This window comes from Cellulomonas sp. 73-92, from assembly GCF_001898175.1.
Taxonomy (GTDB): Bacteria; Actinomycetota; Actinomycetes; order Actinomycetales; family Cellulomonadaceae; genus Cellulomonas.
This window is the reverse complement of the sequence record NZ_MKTH01000014.1, coordinates 110153-127817: the sequence shown is the minus strand read 5'-3', so window position 1 is coordinate 127817 and position 17665 is coordinate 110153. Positions and strand designations below refer to the sequence as shown.

The 17665-nt window shown below is 73.0% G+C and carries 16 protein-coding genes and 1 tRNA gene; 10 read left to right on the top strand and 7 right to left on the bottom strand.

What is annotated here, in order from left to right; all coding sequences use genetic code 11:
* Nucleotides 1-6: 6 nt before the first annotated feature.
* From BGO37_RS10845 to BGO37_RS10830, 4 genes are all read right to left on the bottom strand, one after another.
* Nucleotides 7-246: a lipoyl domain-containing protein gene (locus BGO37_RS10845; RefSeq protein WP_291754738.1), complete on the bottom strand. Its 240-nt coding sequence runs from the start codon at nucleotides 244-246 to the stop codon at nucleotides 7-9.
* A complete protein-coding gene (locus BGO37_RS10840) occupies nucleotides 243-1289 on the bottom strand; it encodes an alpha-ketoacid dehydrogenase subunit beta (RefSeq protein WP_291754736.1) in 1047 nt (348 codons plus the stop codon). The genes BGO37_RS10845 and BGO37_RS10840 overlap by 4 nt, the downstream gene beginning before the upstream one ends.
* Before the next feature lie 10 nt (nucleotides 1290-1299).
* Nucleotides 1300-2316, bottom strand: coding sequence for a thiamine pyrophosphate-dependent dehydrogenase E1 component subunit alpha (locus BGO37_RS10835; RefSeq protein ID WP_291754732.1), 1017 nt, complete (start codon nucleotides 2314-2316; stop codon nucleotides 1300-1302).
* A gap of 75 nt (nucleotides 2317-2391) precedes the next feature.
* Nucleotides 2392-3150 carry an IclR family transcriptional regulator gene (locus BGO37_RS10830; protein WP_291754731.1) on the bottom strand — a complete coding sequence of 253 codons (759 nt, stop codon included), beginning with the start codon at nucleotides 3148-3150 and terminating at the stop codon, nucleotides 2392-2394.
* Nucleotides 3151-3234: 84 nt separating this feature from the next.
* Between BGO37_RS10830 and BGO37_RS10825 the strand changes: the two genes are divergently transcribed.
* From BGO37_RS10825 to BGO37_RS10815, 3 genes are read left to right on the top strand one after another with little or no spacing between them, the layout of a single operon-like run.
* Complete coding sequence (locus tag BGO37_RS10825; protein ID WP_291754728.1) at nucleotides 3235-4323, top strand: winged helix DNA-binding domain-containing protein; 1089 nt, start codon at nucleotides 3235-3237, stop codon at nucleotides 4321-4323.
* 34 nt (nucleotides 4324-4357) lie between these two features.
* Nucleotides 4358-5746 carry an FAD-dependent oxidoreductase gene (locus tag BGO37_RS10820; protein WP_291754725.1) on the top strand — a complete coding sequence of 463 codons (1389 nt, stop codon included), beginning with the start codon at nucleotides 4358-4360 and terminating at the stop codon, nucleotides 5744-5746.
* 50 nt (nucleotides 5747-5796) lie between these two features.
* Entirely contained in the window at nucleotides 5797-6375 is a 579-nt protein-coding gene (locus BGO37_RS10815) for a GNAT family N-acetyltransferase (RefSeq protein ID WP_291754722.1), read from the top strand.
* 37 nt (nucleotides 6376-6412) lie between these two features.
* Here the strand turns inward: BGO37_RS10815 and BGO37_RS10810 are convergent, their stop codons facing one another.
* Together BGO37_RS10810 and BGO37_RS10805 are read right to left on the bottom strand one after the other, a co-directional pair.
* Nucleotides 6413-7732 carry an MFS transporter gene (locus BGO37_RS10810; RefSeq protein WP_291754719.1) on the bottom strand — a complete coding sequence of 440 codons (1320 nt, stop codon included), beginning with the start codon at nucleotides 7730-7732 and terminating at the stop codon, nucleotides 6413-6415.
* Between the two features lie 54 nt (nucleotides 7733-7786).
* Nucleotides 7787-10795: a glycoside hydrolase family 2 TIM barrel-domain containing protein gene (locus BGO37_RS10805; protein ID WP_291754716.1), complete on the bottom strand. Its 3009-nt coding sequence runs from the start codon at nucleotides 10793-10795 to the stop codon at nucleotides 7787-7789.
* Nucleotides 10796-11032: 237 nt separating this feature from the next.
* Here BGO37_RS10805 and BGO37_RS10800 point away from each other — a divergent pair, with 237 nt between their 5' ends.
* The 7 genes from BGO37_RS10800 to BGO37_RS10770 all read left to right on the top strand — a co-directional run bounded on the left by BGO37_RS10800 (nucleotide 11033) and on the right by BGO37_RS10770 (nucleotide 16090).
* The gene (locus tag BGO37_RS10800) at nucleotides 11033-12061 is read left to right on the top strand and encodes a LacI family DNA-binding transcriptional regulator (protein WP_291754714.1); all 1029 of its coding nucleotides are present in this window, start codon (nucleotides 11033-11035) and stop codon (nucleotides 12059-12061) included.
* Between the two features lie 73 nt (nucleotides 12062-12134).
* Nucleotides 12135-12488, top strand: coding sequence for a hypothetical protein (locus BGO37_RS10795; RefSeq protein WP_291754712.1), 354 nt, complete (start codon nucleotides 12135-12137; stop codon nucleotides 12486-12488).
* 66 nt (nucleotides 12489-12554) lie between these two features.
* Nucleotides 12555-12628 (top strand) — tRNA-Pro (locus BGO37_RS10790).
* A gap of 273 nt (nucleotides 12629-12901) precedes the next feature.
* On the top strand, nucleotides 12902-14143 hold the full coding sequence (locus BGO37_RS10785) for a Tm-1-like ATP-binding domain-containing protein (RefSeq protein WP_291754709.1): 1242 nt from the start codon (nucleotides 12902-12904) through the stop codon (nucleotides 14141-14143).
* Between the two features lie 13 nt (nucleotides 14144-14156).
* Nucleotides 14157-14999 carry a phosphoenolpyruvate hydrolase family protein gene (locus BGO37_RS10780; protein ID WP_291754706.1) on the top strand — a complete coding sequence of 281 codons (843 nt, stop codon included), beginning with the start codon at nucleotides 14157-14159 and terminating at the stop codon, nucleotides 14997-14999.
* A gap of 4 nt (nucleotides 15000-15003) precedes the next feature.
* Entirely contained in the window at nucleotides 15004-15417 is a 414-nt protein-coding gene (locus BGO37_RS10775; RefSeq protein WP_291754704.1) for a cupin domain-containing protein, read from the top strand.
* Nucleotides 15418-15514: 97 nt separating this feature from the next.
* The gene (locus BGO37_RS10770) at nucleotides 15515-16090 is read left to right on the top strand and encodes a DUF1097 family protein (protein ID WP_291754702.1); all 576 of its coding nucleotides are present in this window, start codon (nucleotides 15515-15517) and stop codon (nucleotides 16088-16090) included.
* 62 nt (nucleotides 16091-16152) lie between these two features.
* Here the strand turns inward: BGO37_RS10770 and BGO37_RS10765 are convergent, their stop codons facing one another.
* Nucleotides 16153-17556: a PLP-dependent aminotransferase family protein gene (locus BGO37_RS10765; protein ID WP_291754699.1), complete on the bottom strand. Its 1404-nt coding sequence runs from the start codon at nucleotides 17554-17556 to the stop codon at nucleotides 16153-16155.
* Nucleotides 17557-17665 lie beyond the last annotated feature (109 nt).

Here is a 17665-nt window from a genome sequence, read left to right as displayed (position 1 = left end):
GGAGGGTCAGGCGACGTCGACCCGGCCGATCACCTCTCCCTGACGCGCGACGCCGTCGACCGCCACCACCTGGCGCAGCACCCCGTCGGCCGGCGCGTCGACCTCGGCGTCCACCTTGTCGACCTGGACCTCCCCCACGAGCTGGCCGGTGGTGACGCGCTCGCCGTCGGCGACGAACCAGCGCGTCACCACCCCCTCGGCGTCCGGGCGCTGCGTCGACAGCGCCGGGAACACGATGTCCGTCATGTCGCGAGCACCCGCCGCACGGCCGCCTCGATCCGGTCGGGCATCGGGAGGATGGCCTGCTCCAGCGTCCGCGCGTAGGCGACGGGTGTGTCGGGGTTGGCGACCCTGAGCGCGGGCGCGTGCAGCAGGTGCGGGTCGACGTCGGTGACGGTCGCCACCACCTCGCCGGACATGCCGAAGGACTGGTAGTCCTCGTCGACGACGACGAGCCGGCCCGTCTTGGCGACCGAGGCGAGGATCGCCGGCCGGTCGAGGGGAACCAGGCTGCGCAGGTCGATCACCTCGACGGAGACGTCCTCGTCGGCCAGCCGCTCGGCCACGTCGAGCGCGTGGTGCACCGAGCGGGAGATCGTCACGAGGGTGACGTCCTTGCCCTCCCGGCACACCGCCGCCTTGCCGATCGGCACGGTGTAGGCCTCGTCGGGCACGTCGCCGACCGCCCGGTCGTTGCGTGCCATCCAGGCCAGCCCCATGACGCCCTTGTGGAACACGTAGACGACGGGGCCGTCGTCGCGGATCGCCGAGATCATCAGGCCCTTGGCGTCGTAGGGGTTCGACGGCACGACCACCTTCATGCCGGGCAGGTGCGCCAGGGTGCCCCACAGGCACTGCGAGTGCTGCTCGGCGTCGCTGTAGCCACCGCCGGCGGCCATGGTCACCACCATCGGGACGGAGACGTTGCCGCCCGACTCGTAGTGGATCTTCGCCATGTGGTTGTAGATCTGGTCCAGGCAGACCCCCATGAAGTCGGTGAACATCACCTCGACGATCGGGCGCATGCCCTCGACCGCCGCACCGATGCCCAGCCCGATGAAGGCCGTCTCGGAGATCGGTGTGTCGATGATCCGGCTGGGCCCGAACTCGTCGAGCAGCCCGCCGGTCGCCCCGAAGATGCCGCCGTACGCGCCGACGTCCTCCCCGAGGTAGACGACCGACGGGTCCCTGCGCATCTCGGTGGCGATGCCCTCGGCGACGGCCTTGGCGGTCGTCATCCGGTGCGTCCCGTGCGCCTGCTCCGCCACAGGCTCCTGCGTCGTGGTCATGGATCCTCCCTCAGGCGAACACGTAGTCGGTCGCATGCGCCGGGTCCGGCAGCGGTGCCGCCTTGGCGGCCGCGATCGCGGCCTCCACCCGGTCGCTCGCCGCGCGGGCGATGGTCTCGGCCTCGGTGGGGCCGAGCACGCCGTCGGCCTCGAGGGCCGCACGGTAGGTGGGCAGTGGATCCCGTCCGGCGACGCCCTCGAGGTCCGGGCGGTACCCCTGGGCGTCGCCCTCGAAGTGGCCCCACAGCCGCAGCGTGTGGACCTCGACGAGGCTGGGACCCTCGCCCGCCCGCGCCCGCGCGACCGCGGTCTGCGCGGCGGCCCAGACGCCCTCGACGGCGTTGTCCTCGACGCGGACGCCCGGGATGCCGTACGCCGCCGCGCGGGCCGCGTTGGACGGCACGCTCGTCGACGCCGACCGCGGCACCGAGATGCCCCAGTCGTTGTCCTCGACGACGAACACCACCGGCAGGTGCCAGAGCGCGGCGAGGTTGAGCGACTCGTGGAACGCCCCCTGGTTGGCCGCGCCCTCACCCGTGACGGCGACGGCCACCCGGTCGCTGCCCCGGCGCGCGAACGCGAACGCCTGCCCCAGTGCCGGCGGGTACCCCTCGGCGATGATGCCCGAGCACGAGAAGTGGGTCGCCGGGTCGAACAGGTGCATGTGCCCGCCGCGGCCGTGACCCAGTCCGGTCTCGCGGCCGAAGATCTCGGCCGTCATCGCGTCCAGGTCCACGCCGTGCGCGATGGCCAGGTGGTGGGGACGGTGGGTGGCCGTCACGGCGTCGTCGGCCGTCAGGTGGGCGCAGATGCCGGCCGCCACGGGCTCCTGCCCGGCCGACAGGTGCATCTCCCCCGGGACCAACCCCTTGCCGATGTCGAAGCCCGGCCCCTTGTCGGCGTAGTACTCGCGCCGGATCGCCTCTTCGTAGGTCCGGATGAGCACCATCGTCCGGTACAGCCCTCGTCGGACGTCGGGCTCGAGGCTCGTCGTCCCGATCGGGACGGTGGGTGTCGTCGTCGTCATGTCGCGCACCTCCAGACGTCGTAGTCCTCGTCACCAGCGTGCGCGGGCCGCCCGCGGCGGGACAGCGGACGTTGTTCAGATGGTGACAACCGGTGCGGCCAGCGCCAGGCCCAGCCGGGCGGCGGCGCTCCGCAGCTGGTCGGCGTGCCCGACGATCCGCCCCACCCGCCCCGCGGGCACGGACACCGCCACGGCGGCGGGCTCCGGCGCGCCCGGGACCGGCACCGCGACGCACGCGGTGCCCAGCGCGTACTCCTCGCGGTCCAGCACGACCGCCGGCCGTGCCTCGAGCTGGTGCAGCAGCACGCGGGCGTCCGTCACGGTGTGCGGCGTGAGGTCCGCCATACCGTGCCGCGCGAGGTAGTCGGCGCGCTCGCCCGAGCGCAGCGCCGCCAGCACGGCCTTGCCCACCGCGGTGGCGTGGGCGGCATCCTCGAAGCCGACCCAGAGGTCGACCCGCGGCGTGGCCGGGCCGTCGGCGACGTCCACCAGGCGGATTTCGCCGTCCGTCAGCACCGACAGGTAGGACGCCGCGGACAGCTCGTCGCGCAGCCCGGCGAGGATCTCGCGGCGACGCACGGCGCACCGAGCCGCTTGGGCGGGGCCGTCGAGCAGCGTGGCGACGTGGTCGCCCAGCACGTAGCCCGCTCCGTCGAGGCGCGTGAGGTAGCCCTCGTGCACGAGGGTGCGCAGCAGGTGGTACGTCGTGGCCAGGGGCAGCCCGGCCCGGCGGGCGAGCGCCTTGGCCGGCAGCGGGCGTCCGGCCTCGCCGACGGCGTCGAGCAGGTGGAGCGCCCGCCGGACCGAGACGATGAGGGTGGGTTCCAGCGCCATCGCGGTCCTCCGCCACGAGGGTAGCTCTGGCGCACCGGCGCCGCCCGGGCAGCCGGAGTCGGAGGTCGTCCGTAGGCTCCGGGCGTGGACCCCGCACTGGTCGCCCGCTGGCGGCTCGCCAACCAGCTCCTGACGCCGGGCGCGACCCGCTCGGCCGCGGACGTCGTCGGGCGGCTCGGCGCGGTCCAGGCGCAGGACCTGCTGCCGTCGGCCTGGTCGCTCGCCCAGCGTGCCGAGGGCGTCACGCGCGAGGCGGTGGCGGACGAGCTGGACGCGGGCGCCGTGCTGCGCACGCACGTGCTCCGCCCCACCTGGCACGCGGTGGCCCCGGCGGACATCCGGTGGCTGCTGCGGGCGACCGCGCCGCGCGTGCAGCGCTCCAACGCCGCGCTCTACCGCCGGGAGGGGCTCGATGAGGAGACCCGGGCCGCGACCCGGAGGGCCCTCGCGACTGCGCTCGCCGACGGCCGCCACCGCACGCGCCCCGAGCTCGGTGCCGCGCTGACGTCGGCGGGGTGGGCGCTGGACGGCCTGGCCCTGACGCTGGCGGTGATGGACGCCGAGCTCGAAGGGGTCGTCGTCAACGGCGTCGTGACCGACCGGCAGCAGACGTACGCGCTGCTCGACGAGCGGGCGCCCGGGGGCGACGCCCCACCACGCGAGGAGGCGCTCGCCGAGCTCGCCCGCCGCTACGTCACCACCCGCGGCCCGGCCACGATCGACGACCTCGCGAGCTGGGCGAGCCTCACCCTCACGGAGGCCCGCGCCGCGGTCGCGTCGGTCGCCGGCGAGCTCGAGCGCGTCGACAGCGGCGGTCTCACCTTGTGGGTGGGGCCCGGGGACCCGCCGCCCGCGCCGGCCGAGCCCCGCGTCGACCTCGTCCAGGCCTACGACGAGCTCGTGATGTCCTACCTGAGGACGCGCGACGTGGTGACGGGCGACGCCGTGCTGCTGACCCGCGGCGGTGGGGCGCCGATGCACTGGGTGCTCGTCGACGGCCGGGCGGCCGGGCGGTGGGCCTACCGGCGAGACGGGCGGGGGCTGCCGACCCGCGTCGTCGTCGAACCGCTGCGCCCGCTGAGCCCGGCCGAGCGCGAGGGCGTGGGCAACGCCGTCCATTCCTTTGGCGACTTCGTGGGCGCCGCCCTCGCCTGGACGGACCCCGCCGCCTAGCGTTGGTGCGGACGGCCGCGACGAGGGAGCCACCATGCCGGACCAGCCCACGCCCCCCGCCCTGCACGCCGACCTGGCGGTCATCGGCTTCGGCAAGGGCGGCAAGACGCTCGCCGGTGCGCTCGCGAAGGCGGGGCGGCGCGTGGTGATGATCGAGCAGTCGGCGCAGATGTACGGCGGCACCTGCATCAACATCGGGTGCGTGCCGACCAAGGCGCTGGTCTACCGCTCGGAGCACCCTGACCCGCACCTCGCGCGCGACGACGGCTACCGCGCGGCGTTCGCCTTCACGACCACGCTCGTCGAGGCGATGCGGGCCAAGAACTTCGCGCTGCTCGACACGCCCGAGACGGCGACCGTCCTCACGGGCCGCGCGGAGTTCACCGACCCGCACACCCTCCTGGTCACGGCCGGCGACGACCGCCTCACGGTGACCTCCGACACGATCGTCATCGACACCGGCGCCGAGCCGGTGCTCCCGCCGATCCCCGGCCTGGCCGGCAGCGCCCACGTCGTGACGAGCACCGGCCTGCTCGCGCGTGCGGAACGGCCCCGGTCGCTCGTCGTCCTCGGGGGTGGGTACGTCGCCGTCGAGCTCGCCTCGATGCACGCCGCCTTCGGCACGCCGACGACCCTCCTGCAGCGGTCCGATCGCCTCCTGCGCGCCGAGGACCCCGACATCTCGCACGCGGTCGAGGACCTGCTCAGCGGCGTCGGCGTGCGGATCCTCGCCGGCGTCACCGTCGACGGGGTCGCCGACACCGCCGACGGCGCGACCGTCACCTTCATCGGCCCTGACGGCCCCGGCTCGGTCATGGGCGACGTGGTGCTCGCGGCGCTGGGCCGGCGACCGGTCACCGCCGGGCTCGGGCTCGATCGGGTGGGGATCGCGGTGGACGCGCACGGGGCCGTCGTCGTCGACGAGCACCTGCGCACGGGCCAACCGCATGTGTTCGCGGTCGGCGACGTCAACGGCGGGCCGCAGCACACCTACGTGTCCCTGGACGACTACCGGATCGTCCTCGACCAGCTCACCGGCCAGGGGCGCCGCACGACGAGCGACCGGGTCGCCGTGCCGCACACGGTGTTCACGACCCCGCCGCTGGGACGCGTGGGGATGACCGAGGACCAGGCCCGCGCCACCGGTCGGGCCGTCCGTGTCGCCGTGCGGCACGTGGCGGACATGGCCACCGTGCCCCGGGCCAAGATCGTCGGCGACGCCCGTGGCCTGATGAAGGCCGTCGTGGACGCCGAGACCGACGAGGTGCTCGGGGTGGCGATCCTCGCGCACGACGCGCAGGAGATCGTCAACACGGTCGCCCTGGCCATGCGCCTGCGCGCCACCGCGAGCACCCTGCGCGACGGCATCTGGACGCACCCGTCGATGACCGAGGCGCTGAACGACCTGTTCGGCTCCCTGTGACGCCGGCGGGAGCGCCGCGCGCGCCGCGGGACGGGGCGCCGGTGCGCGTGGTGCGCGCGAACGAGGCGTCGTGGGAGGACCTGCAGACGGTCCTCGGACGCGCCGACTACGCGCACCACTGCCAGTGCCAACGACAGGTCTGGGCGGACGCGGCGTGGTTCCCCATGCCCTTCGAGGAGCGCTCGTTCCACCTCCGCCGGCAGACGAACGCGGGCGACGACGCCGCCCCCTCGACCAGTGGCGTCATCGCGTACCTCGGCGACGAGCCGGTGGGGTGGTGCGAGGTCGGCCCCCGCGCGGGGTTCCGGCGGGTGCTCAACTCGCCCGTCGCGTGGAAGGGCCGCGCCGAGGACAAGGGCGACCCGACCGTGTGGGCCGCGGTCTGCTTCGTCGTGCGCCTGGGGTATCGCGGCCGCCACCTGACCTACGACCTGGCGCGCGGCGCCGCCGAGCACGCCGCGGCGGCCGGCGCCCGCGCGATCGAGGGCTACCCGATGACCACGCGGCCCGGCACGGAGGTCACCTGGGGCGAGCTCAACGTCGGCCCGGTGAGCGCCTTCCTCGCGGCAGGGTTCCGCGAGGTGAGCCGTCCCACCCCACGCCGGGTGGTGGTCCGGCTCGACCTCTGATCGCCGCGGCGCCAGGGGCAGCGGGCCGGTGCCGGCGCTACCGGGCGTGCGGCTCCGCGGTCTGCGGCGCCGGCACCGGGGTCTCGTCCGGCTCGTCGTGCGTCGCGACGAAGAACAGCGCGGTCACCAGGACGCCGCCGAGCAGCAGCAGCGACGTCAGGACGAAGGGCCACGTCCGGTCCATCCCCGACAGCCAGCCGCCGAACCACCCGAACGGCGCGCTCACGAGCATGACGCACGTGCGCTGCACCGCCATCACGCGCGACCGCTCCGCGCGGTCGACGTGCAGCGCCACCAGCGACTCGGACAGCATGAAGAGGATGCCCGCGCCGAAACCGTCCAGCACGAGCGTCACGCCGAGCAGGACGTACGTGGTGCCGGTGGGCGGGCTGCCCGGGATGGCCACGAGGAGCGCCTGCCCGGCCAGGTACACGCCGAACCCCCAGAGCAGCGCGCCCTTGAGGTGACGGCGGCCCGTCAGGCGCGGGATCACGGTGAAGAAGAACAGCACCGTGAGCACCGAGCGCACCATCGGGAAGAACGGCAGCAACGGGTCGGGGACACCGAGCTTCTGGCTGACGACGACCTGCCAGAAGGTCTGCGTGACGACGGTGACGGCGGCGACGATCGCCATGATCCCGAGCGAGAAGATGGTCCCCCGCGACCGCACGATGATCGGCAGGACGCCGCGGTACTCGGCGAGCAGCGACCACATGCTCCGGCCCCGCGTCTGCGCCATCCTCACCCGGCCGGTGGCGGTCTCCGTCGACCATCGGTACAGGATCGCGATCTTGATCGCCATCACCACGGCCGCGTTCACGTAGAGGATCCGGACCGCCGGCACCAGCCCGTAGTGCGACACCAGGAGGGCCGCGATCGGGGCGAAGAGGGCCGAGAAGTCGGCCGCCACCCGCACCAGCGAGTAGATCCCCGTGATCTGGCGGGGGTCCGCGTCCTCCACCAGCAGGCAGTCCCACGAGTTCTGGGTCACCTGCCACGTGCCGTTGACCAGGGACGCCACGAGGAAGAACCAGAAGTTGTGCGCCACGGCCCAGACGACGCACGGCACCACCCACGCGACGATGTCGAACACCGCGGTGGTGGTGCGCCGGCCCAGCTTGTCGGTGATGACACCCGACAGCAGCCCGAACACCACCTGCGACAGCAGCGAGATCGTCGCGAGCAGGCCGATCTGCTCGTCGTGGAGCCCGAGGGCCAGCATGTACACCGAGGCGTACGGCAGGACCAGGGCCATCGACAGGCCCCACATCGGCTCGGTGTACACGGCGGCGCGCGGGTTGCCCCGCAGCGCCACCACGGCCCTCGTCAGCGAGTGGCGGGATTCAGTCGCGCGCACGGGGAGGAGTCTGCCGGAACCCGGCACCGCGGTGCCCCGCCTCCCAGGCGGGCGTCACGACCGCATCCCCTGGAAGCCGAAGCGGAACACGAGCTCGGTCCCGGTGGGCAGCAGGTACTCCGGGTGCGTCCGCGCGCCCCACGAGTCGTCGCCGCCGACCCCGCGGCGCATGAGCGCGGGGCGGAGCACCGTGCGGTGGATCGGCGGCAGCTCGACGTGGTGCGCCGCGTTCTCGACCTCGAACGGCGTCCACGGCAGGGCCGAGAACTCCATGCCGTCGGGGCAGTCGAACCGGAGCCCGGCACCCCGCTCGTCGGTGACCTCCGCCCACCGCACGCCGGTGCGGCTGCCGGCCTCCTGCGGCCGCAGGTACGGGGTCAGCTCGCGGGTGACGTCGCTCGAGTACACCCCGAGGCGCGCCCCGTTGCGACGGTCGACGTAGCACTCGTCGGGCCCCTCGCCGTACCAGCGCAGCCGGTGCAGGTCCGCCGGGGCCTCGAAGAGCACGCCGAGCTCGGGCATGTCCGGCAGACCGTCTCCGGGCCGCGCCGTCAGCGTCACGTCGACGTGCCCGTCCCCGTCCACCGCGTACACGAGGTCGCACTCGCTGCGCGGCGTGGTCGGCAGCACGTAGCGGTACGACACCTCGGCGCGGCCGTCACGCAGCTGCGCGGTGGGGCCGCCGACGACGTCGGCGTACCGGCTGGCCAGCAGCCACTGCCCGTCGTGGAACGGGCCGTTCCAGCCCTTCTCGTTCGACGTCGGCGCGTGCCAGAAGCTCGGCCGCGGCACCGCCCGGAGCATCTCGTGCCCGCCGTCCGGCGTGAGGCCGAAGCGGTACGAGACCAGCCCGCCGTGCAGCCGCGAGAACAGGGCGGCGAAGTGCTCGCCCCGCACCCCGATGTTGTGGATCCCGTCGACGAGCTCGGGCGCCCTCGTCGTCCGGGGGGCCGCCGCGGCGGCGGGCACCACGACGACGCCCTGGCCCCACGCGACCTCGTGCCCGGCGTCGGCCCACCGCGTGGGCTCGGGCAGGCGGAACGAGACGTCGACGGTGTACTCCCCCGCGGCCCGCGGCGCCGCGAACGGCAGCGGGTACGTGGCCGACGAACCAGGCTCGACCGCGGTGGCGACCGTGGCCTCCTCGAGCACCTGGCCCTCCCGCCGCAGGGTGACGACGCAGCGGTAGGCCTCGGTGCCGGTGAACAGCTCGCGGTTCTCGACGACGAACGAGTCGGCGGTGACGGCGACGCGGAGCGGCTGGTAGAGGTACCTGACCTCCTGCAGCTTGGGCGTCGGCGTGTGGTCGGCGAAGAGGATGCCGTTGCCGCAGAACTCGTAGTCGCTGGGCGCCTCGCCGCTGTCGCCGCCGTAGCCGAGGTACGGACGGCCGTACCGGTCGGTCAGGCGGACGGCCTGGTCGGCGAAGTCCCAGATGAAGCCACCCTGGAACAGCGGCTCGCGGTAGGCGAGATCGAGGTACCTGTCGACGGCGCCGAACGAGTTGCCCATCGCGTGGGCGTACTCGCAGAGGACGAACGGCTTGTCCCGGTGGGTGGCGAGGAACGCCTCGATCTCGGCCGCCGGCGCGTACATGCGGCTGACGACGTCGCTCGTCTCGGGATAGCGGTCGTCCCAGTGCACGCCCTCGTAGTGGACCGGTCGGTCGTCGACCTCACGGAAGTAGTTCGAGACCGCGAGGATGTCCTTCCCGCCGAACGACTCGTTGCCGCACGACCACATGACGACGCAGGCGTGGTTCTTGTCCCGCTGCACCATGCTCGCGGCCCGGTCGAGCAGGGCCGGCAGCCACTCGGGCCGGTCGCCGGGCACCGCCTGGTCGACCGTGAGCCGGCCGCGGTTCACGGCGTCCCACAAGCCGTGGGCCTCGAGGTTCATCTCGTCGACGACGTACAGGCCGTACTCGTCGCACAGGTCGTAGAAGAAGGAGTTGTTCGGGTAGTGGCTGGTGCGCACGGCGTTGATGCCGGCGGCCTTCATCAGCCGGACGTCCGCCTCCGTCTGCTCCCGGCTCATGACGCGCCCGTCGAGGCCGAACTCGTGCCGGTTGACACCCTTGAACACGACGCGCCGGCCGTTGACCTTCAGCAGCCCGTCCTCGATGCCGAACCGGCGGATGCCGACGCGCAGAGGGACGACCTCGGCGAGCGCGCCCTCGGCGTCCCGCAACTGCAGCGTCAGGGTGTACCGGAACGGGTCCTCCGCGCTCCACAGCCGCGGGGCGGCCACGCGCACGACGAGCTCGCCGTCGCCCGCCTCGGACAGCTCCCCGACCCCCTCGAGCGCAGCCCGCACGCTCCCGCGCCCTGCGAGCGAGACCTGGACCGAGACGATCGCCTCGGCCAGGTCGTCGGACACCGTGGACCGGACCCGCACGTCCTCGGCGTGGACCGCGGGACGCCGGTACAGCACCACGTCGCGGAACAGGCCCGAGAAGCGGTAGAAGTCCTGGTCCTCGATCCACGAGCCGCTGGTCCACTTGACCACCTGCGCGGCGAGCTTGTTCTCGCCCGCCACGAGGGTGTCGGTCAGGTCGAACTCCGACGGCGTGAAGGAGTCGCCCGCGTACCCGACGTAGACGCCGTTGTGCCACACCGCGACGGCGCTCTCGGCGCCCTGGAACGCCACGCTCAGCCGCTCCCCCGGCGCCAGCGGCCGGTCCGGCGTGTACGTCCTCACGTAGCTCGCCACGGGGTTGTAGCGCTGCGGCACCTCGCCCGGCTCGACGGCCTCGTGCCCGTCCCACGGGTACTGGACGTTGGTGTACTGGGCGCGGTCGTAGCCCTCGAGCTGGATGTGCGCCGGCACCCGGATGTCGTCCCAGCCGGACGTGTCGTGGTCGAGCGCCTCGAAGCCCTCGACCCGCTGGCCGGGGTTCTTCGCGTAGTGGAGCTTCCACATGCCCGACAGCGACTGCTCGTACCCGCTGACCCCCGAGGCGGCCTCGTCGGCGTCGCGGAACCAGCGGTGGTCGGAATGGGCGGCCAGGCGGTTCTCGGCGAAGTACTCCGGGTCCGCGACCCGGCTGATGTCGAATGTCACGTGATGGCTCCTGCTTGCCTCGATCTCGAGCCGAACCCCACCGTCGGGGCCTCGCGCGAGCGGTCCCCCACCACGTCGACAGGCGCGTCGACGATGGGCGTTGACGTAAACATAGGCGGTATAGCGGATGCGCTGTCAACGAGGCGCGGTCGCCGGTGACTCTCGATCGGTGCGCGTGCCTCTACCCCTATGTTGACGTCATCATCAAGGCCGCAGGTCGGCGCGTAGCATGCGCGCATGCCCACCACTGCGGGTCGTCCTCGGCGCGCCCCGTCGATCGAGGACGTCGCACGGCTCGCCGGGGTCTCGGCCCAGACCGTGTCCCGCGTGTCCACCGGGGCGGCGCGCGTGAGCGGCGACACCCGGGCGCGCGTGATCGCCGCCATGGACCAGCTCGGCTACTCCCCCAACCACGCCGCGCGAGCCCTGCGCAACGGGGCCTTCGGCACGATCGGCCTGCTCGCCCACCGGTTCGAGCGCACCGGCGAGGCGCTGACCACCGAGGGCGTCATCGAGGCCGCCCAGGCGCAGGACTACGCGGTGACCGTGGTCGGCGTGCGCCACGCCGACCCCAACGAGTGGGAGAGCGCCGCCCACCTCCTCACCCACCAGGCCATCGACGGGCTGATCATCATCCGCGCCGAGGAGGCGACGCCGGAGTCGCTCGCCCTGCCCGCCGGCCTGGCCGTGGTGGTCTCCGACTCCCGGCTCGTCGGCCACTACCCCGCGGTCGTCGCCGACCAGGTGCAGGGCACGTTCGACGCCGTCGGTCACCTCCTGGGACTGGGCCACCGCACCGTGCACCACGTCGCCGGGCCGGCGGACTCCGAGCCCGCCAACGTCCGCGTCGCGAGCTGGCAGCGCTGCCTCGAGGGCGCCGGCATCGCCCCGCCGCGGCTGTGGCGGGGCGACTGGACGGCTCGCTCGGGCTACGAGCTCGGCCACCAGGTCGCCGCCGACGACTCCGTCACCGCCGTGTACTGCGCGAACGACGAGATGGCGCTCGGGCTGATGCGGGCGCTGCACGAGCTCGGCCGGCGCGTGCCCGACGACGTCAGCGTCGTCGGCTTCGACGGCATCGCGCTGTCCGAGTACGCGTATCCGCCGCTGACCACCGTCAAGCAGGACTTCCACACCATCGGGCACGAGCTGGTGCGGATCCTCCTCGAGCAGCTCCGCTCGCAGCAGCGGCCCGTGCAGGACCGCCTCGTCGTGCCGACCGAGCTCATCGTGCGGGGGACGACCGCCCCACCGCGGCCGCGCTGACCGTCGCGGGGACCTTCGCCTCTGGCGCGGGCGAGCCCGCCGCGAGACCGTGCGGCCAGAGGGGGTGCTCCTCATGGACGCGTCACCGCGATCGATCGGCTCGTCCGGCTACGGCACCACGACGCCCCTGATCTGGTCCTGGGCGTGCGTCGTCCTCGTGCCGGTGTTCTTCTTCTTCTCGTTCATCGCCGCGCAGGGCATCTACGTCCTCGTCGGCCACGACCCCAGCACGGGCGACGTCACGCCGTTGTGGGCGAACCTCGCCGCCGGGATCCCGGGCCTGGCGATCGCGCTGCTCCCCTGCATCGCAGGGGTCGTCTTCGCCCGCCGCGCCCTGCGGGCGGGGCATCGCTCGGGGATCGTCCCGCTGGCGCTCGCCGCCCTGCTCGGCGTCGGCATGACGGTGCTCGTCATCGTCAACCTGTAGCGCGCCGCCGGACGCGGGGCCGGTCCGAGCCGTGCGGTAGCATTCTCGACGGCCCTCCGGGGCCAGCGGGCTGTGGCGCAGCTTGGTAGCGCACTTGACTGGGGGTCAAGGGGTCGTGGGTTCAAATCCCGCCAGCCCGACAACGAAGTAGCAGTTCCGAGGCTCGGCGGCGTCGTCCGGCGGGCCTCGTGCTCTGTCCGGGTCCGGGCGGGAGCGTCGTCGGCAGCGGCTCGTCCAATGCCGGCGCCGGCAACGAGGCGTCGGAGCCCCGCCGAGGCGGTCGCGACCGCGCGCCGCGACCCGTCCCGACGGGCGTCCCGCATGCGGGCCAATTGCGTCGGATTGGCCCGGTGCCGCCCGTGGGCCCACCCCTAGCGTGAGGCGCGCACGACACGCCACACAAAGGAGTGACCATGGCGAAGGTTGCACTGCTGGGCACGCTCGACACCAAGGGCGTCGAGTACTCCTGGCTCGCGGATCGACTGATCGAGAACGGTGTGGAGGTCCTCCCGATCGACGTCGGGTCGTTCTCCACCTCCCCGCTGGCCGCCGTGACCTCCGACGAGGTGATCGCCGCGGCCGGCCAGGACGCCGCGGGGCTGCGGGAGCGCCGCGACCGCGGCGAGATGATGACGGTGATGGGCGCCGGGGCGGCCGCCGTCGTCAAGCGACTCGCGGCCGAGGGGGCGATCCACGGCCTGCTGAGCATCGGCGGATCGGGCGGATCCTCGGTGGCGGCTCCCGCCATGCAGGCGCTGCCCATCGGCTTCCCCAAGCTGCTGGTCTCGACGATGGCCAGCGGGGACGTCAAGCCGTACGTCGGCGAGGTGGACGCCACGCTGATGTACTCGGTGACCGACGTCGCGGGGATCAACCGCATCTCCCAGCTGGTGCTCGGCAACGCGGCCGCCGGCATCGCGGGGATGGCCAAGGCCTACGAGGCGCGCCTGGGCCTTCCCGAGGGCGAGCACAAGCCGCTGGTCGGCATGACGATGTTCGGCGTCACCACGCCGGCCTGCACCGTCGCCCGCGAGCGGCTGACCGAGCTCGGCTACGAGGTGCTGGTGTTCCACGCCACCGGGACCGGCGGCCGTGCCATGGAGAAGCTCGTCGAGTCCGGCCTGCTGGCCGGCGTCTGCGACGTGACGACCACCGAGCTGTGCGACGACCTCGTCGGCGGGGTGCTCTCCGCGGGGCCGGACCGGCTCGAGATGGCCGGCCGCCTCGGGGTGCCGCAGGTGGTCAGCGTCGGCGCGCTGGACATGGTCAACTTCGGGCCGATGGACACGGTCCCGCCGCAGTTCACGGGCCGGAACCTGTTCGTGCACAACCCGACCGTCACCCTCATGCGCACGACGACCGAGGAGATGGCCGAGCTCGGGCGCCGCATCGCCCGCAAGCTGGCCGCCGCCACCGGCCCGACGGAGCTGTTCATCCCCCTACGGGGTGTCAGCGCCATCGACGTCGACGGCGCCCCGTTCCGGGACGCCGAGGCGGACGCCGCGCTGTTCGCCGAGCTCCGCGCCGGCCTGGCCGGGAGCCGGGTCACGATCGAGGAGCGCGACGTCGACATCAACGAGCCGACCTTCGCCGTCGCGATGGCCGATGCCCTGCACGCCCTGATCACCGAGCGCCGGCTCGTCGCCGGCCAGTAGCCGAAGGAGAGACATGTCTGAGACACGCACGCAGATCCTCGACCGGTTCCGCGCCCAGGTGGCGGCGGGCAAGCCGATCGTCGGCGGCGGGGCGGGCACCGGCATCACGGCGAAGTCCGCCGAGGCCGGCGGCATCGACCTGCTGGTCATCTACAACTCAGGGCGCTTCCGCATGGCGGGCCGCGGCTCGCTGTCCGGGCTGCTGGCCTACGGCGACGCGAACGCCATCGTCATGGACATGGCGATGGAGGTGCTGCCGGTCGTCAAGCGGACCCCGGTGCTCGCCGGCGTCAACGGCACGGACCCGTTCCGGGTGATGCCCTACTTCCTCAAGCAGGTCAAGGAGATCGGGTTCGCCGGCGTGCAGAACTTCCCGACCGTCGGGCTGATCGACGGCGTGTTCCGCGCCAACCTCGAGGAGACCGGCATGGGCTTCGGCCCCGAGGTCGACATGATCCGCATGGCCCACGAGATGGACCTGCTGACCACGCCCTACGCGTTCGACGTCGAGCAGGCCAAGGACCTGGCCCGGGCCGGCGCGGACATCCTCGTCCCGCACATGGGCCTGACCACCTCGGGCACCATCGGCGCCCAGACGGCCCTGACGCTGGAGCAGGCCGCGGTCAAGGTCCAGGAGCTGGCGGACGCCGCCAAGAGCGTCAACCCGGACATCCTGTGCCTCTGCCACGGTGGCCCGATCGCCAACCCGCCGGACGCGCAGTACGTCCTCGACCACACCGAGGGCATCGTCGGCTTCTACGGCGCCTCCTCCATCGAGCGCTTCCCCGCCGAGGTCGGCATCCGCAAGCAGACCGAGGAGTTCAAGGCCATCCACTTCCGCACCACGGTCGGGTGATCCCATGGCCGTCCACACCACCCCGGGCGAGCTGCCCACCGAGGTCTTCGACTGGGGCGCGATCAAGTGGGGCGTGACGCCCGACCGGTTCGCCGGCGTGCCCGTCACCGTCGGCGAGGTGGTCATCGAGCCCACCAAGGGCCACGACCTGCACACCCACCCGGAGTCCGACGAGGTGCTCGTCGTGCTCGAGGGCGAGGGGGTCCAGACGGTCGGTGACTCCGGGCGCTTCGCCGTCACCGCGGGCGACAGCATCGTCATCCCGAGGGGAACCGTGCACTCGACCTTCAACACCGGGTGGAAGCAGCTGCGCATCCTGGCGATCTACTGCCCCGGTGGGGCCGAGACGGCGCTGCGCGCGGCACCCGACTACGCCCAGCTCCCCCCTGGTCAGGCGCCCGTCTGGGTCCGCGGCTGACCGACGAGCGCCACGCGGCAGGCGGGCCGGTTCCCCCCGATCCGGCCCGCCCCCGCCGCCACCAATGGCACACAACTGCGATCGAAAGGCTCACACAATGTCGTCTGAGACCGTTTCTTCCCAGGCCCCCGCTGTCCGCATCAAAGAGACCATCCCGCTGTGGATCGCCGTCGGCATCACGGTGGCCGTCTCCGTCCCGTTCACCCTGTGGCTCAGCCACTGGAATCTCGCGGTGTGGTGCTCGTTCATCGTCTGGGCGGAGTATTTCGCGCTCGGGGCGAAGCCCGCCGCGGCGCGGACGATCCTGCCGGCCTTCGCGACGTCCGCGATCGGCACGGCGATCCTGCTGGCCATCATCGCCGCGCTGAACTCCACGGCGAAGCTCGTCACGGCCGGCGACATCGCGGTGATCGCCGTCCTCGGCGTGGGCTGCGGGGGGCTCGTCTACCTCATGAAGTTCTGGCAGGTGCTGCAGTCCGGCTCGCTGCCCTTCTTCAACGGCATCTCGATGGTGCTGGCCGTCTACTTCACGACGAGCTTCCCGCACGTCACCGACCAGGCCTCGCTCACGGCCCTCTGGGCCGGCGTGTGGACGGTCGTCCTCGGCGCCTTCGGCGTGCTGCTCGGCATGTTCAACGTGTGGCTCACCTTCCCCAAGGATGTCCGGTCCTAGACGGGCCCGCCCGGCCGAGGCCTCCGGCGCACCGCACGTGCGGCGCCGGAGGCCTCGGCGTATCAGCGCCGGGGCGACAGTCCACCGGAGACCGCCTGCAGGGCCCGGTGGAGCAGCTCCGTCTCGTGCCACACCGGCAGGCGGAGCATGCCGCGCTGGCCGCCGTAGACCGAGAAGTTCGGCCCGGCCGCGAGCTTCACCTTGGCCCGCCGAGCCACCTCGGAGATGGCCAGCGCGTCGTGATGGGTGTCGATCCACAGCCCCGAGCCGCCGACGATCGGCTCCCACGTCCAGTCGGGGAAGTACTCGGCCAGCACCGACTCCGCGGCGCGAAGCCGCTCGGTCAGCACGTCGCGGCGCTGCCGCCTGGCCTCCTCGGCCCGCGCGAGCAGCCGCACCGCCCACAGCTGGGAGGGCACCGCGGAGGCGAGGTCCCTGGACTTCCGCAGCTCGAGCAGCGCGCGGACCCGGGCCTCGTCCGTGCGGATCCACCCGACGCGCAGGCCGCCCCAGAACAGCTTGGACAGCGTCCCCACGGTGATGAGCAGGTCCGGCTCCACCAGACCGGCGAGGCTCTGCGTCGGCCGGCCGCTCAGCGTGATCTCGTACGAGCTGCAGTCCTCGATGGTCAGCAGGCCGGCGCGGTTGACCGTGTCGGCCAGCGCTCGTCGGTCCGCCTGGTGCATCGACTGCCCGGTCGGGTTGTGGATGCTCGTCTGGCAGTAGAGCGCCACGGGCTTGCGGTGGATCGCCCGCGCCACCAGCTCGGCGTCGATCCCGCCGCGCGCCATCGGCACGCCCTCGACGCGCGCGTCCCACGCCTGGGCGGTCTCCAGCGCTCCGCGATACGTCGGCTCCTCCACGAGGATCAGGTCTCCGGGCTCCGTCGCCAGCCGCAGGGCGAGGTCCAGCGCCTGCTGGCCCCCCGTCGTCACAAGGACCTCCGTCGGCTTCGTCGGCATGCCATCGGCCGAGAGGTGGTCGGCGATCGCCTGGCGCAGCGACGGGAGACCCGCCGGGAAGTAGCCGTCAGTGTCGAGGTAGGCGTCGATCTCCCCCGAGACCGGTGTGGCGAGGACCTCGCGCGTCACCTGGGTCGCGGGCAGGGCGCCGCTGGACAGGTCGATGACGTCGGCGGGCGTGTCGGTGAACGACAGGAACCGGCCCTGCCCCACGTGCGACGCGTGCTCCGCGCCGACCCTGATCCTGGCGCCCGATCCGCGGCGGGCCTCCAGGTAGCCACGGCTCTCGAGGATCTGCGCCGCCATGGTCACCGTGCCGCGGCTGACACCCAGCGCGGTCGACAGGTCGCGCTGGGGCGGCAGCTCGACGCCCGGGGCCAGCACACCGGCGTCGACGAGGTCGATCACCGCGTCGGCCAGCGCGTCCGCCAGCCGCCGGCTCAGCGCCGACCAGTCGCCCAGCAGCCGCGTGAGCTGCGCCGTGTCCATCCTCGTCGATGCCACCCGACAACGGTAGCCGTGGAATTCTCCGACGGTGCCTGAGAAAGCGCGACGGCGGCACGGAATCCGGCGGCGCCGGCGCACGCGGGATATCCTCGGACCCGGATTCCCG

Bases quoted from the DNA above. Each gene is read 5' to 3' on its own strand.
- BGO37_RS10820 (WP_291754725.1), top strand. From the start codon at position 4,358: ATGCCGGACCAGCCCACGCCCCCCGCCCTGCACGCCGACCTGGCGGTC.
- BGO37_RS10795 (WP_291754712.1), top strand. From the start codon at position 12,135: ATGGACGCGTCACCGCGATCGATCGGCTCGTCCGGCTACGGCACCACG.
- BGO37_RS10775 (WP_291754704.1), top strand. From the start codon at position 15,004: ATGGCCGTCCACACCACCCCGGGCGAGCTGCCCACCGAGGTCTTCGAC.
- BGO37_RS10830 (WP_291754731.1), bottom strand. From the start codon at position 3,150: ATGGCGCTGGAACCCACCCTCATCGTCTCGGTCCGGCGGGCGCTCCAC.
- BGO37_RS10835 (WP_291754732.1), bottom strand. From the start codon at position 2,316: ATGACGACGACGACACCCACCGTCCCGATCGGGACGACGAGCCTCGAG.
- BGO37_RS10785 (WP_291754709.1), top strand. From the start codon at position 12,902: ATGGCGAAGGTTGCACTGCTGGGCACGCTCGACACCAAGGGCGTCGAG.
- BGO37_RS10845 (WP_291754738.1), bottom strand. From the start codon at position 246: ATGACGGACATCGTGTTCCCGGCGCTGTCGACGCAGCGCCCGGACGCC.
- BGO37_RS10840 (WP_291754736.1), bottom strand. From the start codon at position 1,289: ATGACCACGACGCAGGAGCCTGTGGCGGAGCAGGCGCACGGGACGCAC.
- BGO37_RS10800 (WP_291754714.1), top strand. From the start codon at position 11,033: ATGCCCACCACTGCGGGTCGTCCTCGGCGCGCCCCGTCGATCGAGGAC.
- BGO37_RS10780 (WP_291754706.1), top strand. From the start codon at position 14,157: ATGTCTGAGACACGCACGCAGATCCTCGACCGGTTCCGCGCCCAGGTG.
- BGO37_RS10770 (WP_291754702.1), top strand. From the start codon at position 15,515: ATGTCGTCTGAGACCGTTTCTTCCCAGGCCCCCGCTGTCCGCATCAAA.